We start from the raw sequence: 1,399 nt of genomic DNA, 5'->3' as shown, positions 1-1,399 counted from the left end.
TGTAACTTGGGGGGTTGCCTTGATTATTACTTTGAATGTCATAGCAGAGTTTTGCATTCCTGCGCTTAAACTGATGTGATGTATTGTTGGCTTTCGCTGAGACTATGAATTCTAAACAGGTTAATAACAAAACCTCTGGAGAACCTTTGAGTTTACCGGAACCAGACCCAGAGAACATCACTGTCTTGACCCGTAACCTGCCCAACGAGCCAATTCTGCCCTGGAATCACTATGATTCCCCTTGGCGTGACGGGGAACCGGAGAATCCAGAGGTATCAGAAAATTCGGAGCAGGCAGATGAGTCGAGTGACAATCAATCTGCAACTGAGCCAGAATCAGCAGAAAAGCCAGAGTTATCAGAAACTGCTGCTCAACTGGATAAGTTGTATACAGAAGAATTGGCAACTGTCCCTGAGTCGTTATCAAAAGATACTCTAGAGTCATCAGAAACTGCTGCTGTGGTGGATAAGTCTGCTGACCATCCACCAACAGCTGTAGCCACAGAAACCTCGGAAACACCTGTGGTGGATAAGTCTGCTGACCATCCACCAACAGCTGTAGCCACAGAAACCTCGGAAACACCTGTGGTGGATAAGTCTGTTGACCATCCACCAACAGCTGTAGCCACAGAAACCTCGGAAACACCATCGGAGGAACTGAAACAGCTCGGGTAGCAGTGGCTCGATTAACCAACCTTTCTATGACTCATTATCAACAACGACTCAAAATTAAGACTACCGGTAAATCGTTCTCCAACATTACCCGGAAAGTTCAATCCGTGGTTGCTACATCAGGACTCGAGACTGGATTGTGTACCATTTTCCTGCGTCATACCTCGGCAAGTTTGGTAATTCAGGAAAATGCTGATCCTGATGTGCTCACGGATTTATCGAACTTTTTTGCTAAATTAGTACCAGAAGATGGCAAAAGCTATAGCCATAGTGCGGAAGGTCCCGATGATATGCCTGCTCATATCCGCACTGCACTGACCAAAACATCGGAACAGATTCCTATTGCTCAAGGGAGATTGCTCCTAGGAACCTGGCAGGGCATTTATATTTGGGAGCATCGGCGACAGGCTCACTACCGGGAGTTGGTGGTGCATATCGCAGGGAATTAATCTCAACCACTATCAACAAGAATAAATGGTGACCAGTACTAAGGGCTTGTGACAGTGACTGTATTCAGGAGTCAAGAGCCGCGAGAGTTGTACTTGCTGTAGGGCTTGATTATTAGTGGTGTTGTCTTTTGGAAGGGTTTTTTAAAAAGCATCCATAACTAGGGCTTGCTGAATAAGTCGGTTAAAAACAACCGATGAATTATTTAATTATTTATGCCTGAAGCAAAGATGAGTGTTTATTGGTGACAAGTCCCATAATGATAACCTTTAATAACAATT

2 protein-coding genes are annotated in these 1,399 nt (G+C 44.7%); both read left to right on the top strand.

Annotation, left to right across the window (positions count from 1 at the left end; all coding sequences use genetic code 11):
* Positions 1-104: 104 nt before the first annotated feature.
* Positions 105-674, top strand: a complete 570-nt coding sequence (locus tag F6K49_RS49255) for a hypothetical protein (protein WP_293051506.1) — start codon at positions 105-107, stop codon at positions 672-674.
* 26 nt (positions 675-700) lie between these two features.
* Positions 701-1,120: a secondary thiamine-phosphate synthase enzyme YjbQ gene (locus tag F6K49_RS49250; protein WP_293110043.1), complete on the top strand. Its 420-nt coding sequence runs from the start codon at positions 701-703 to the stop codon at positions 1,118-1,120.
* Positions 1,121-1,399 lie beyond the last annotated feature (279 nt).

It is taken from the genome of Moorena sp. SIO3I6 (genome assembly GCF_010672095.1).
Note: the sequence above shows the minus strand (reverse complement) of the source record. Positions and strands in the feature narration are given on the sequence as shown.

What these genes read in the sequence shown, in the direction of transcription:
- F6K49_RS49250 (WP_293110043.1), top strand. Translation starts at nt 701, where the DNA reads ATGACTCATTATCAACAACGACTCAAAATTAAGACTACCGGTAAATCG.
- F6K49_RS49255 (WP_293051506.1), top strand. Translation starts at nt 105, where the DNA reads ATGAATTCTAAACAGGTTAATAACAAAACCTCTGGAGAACCTTTGAGT.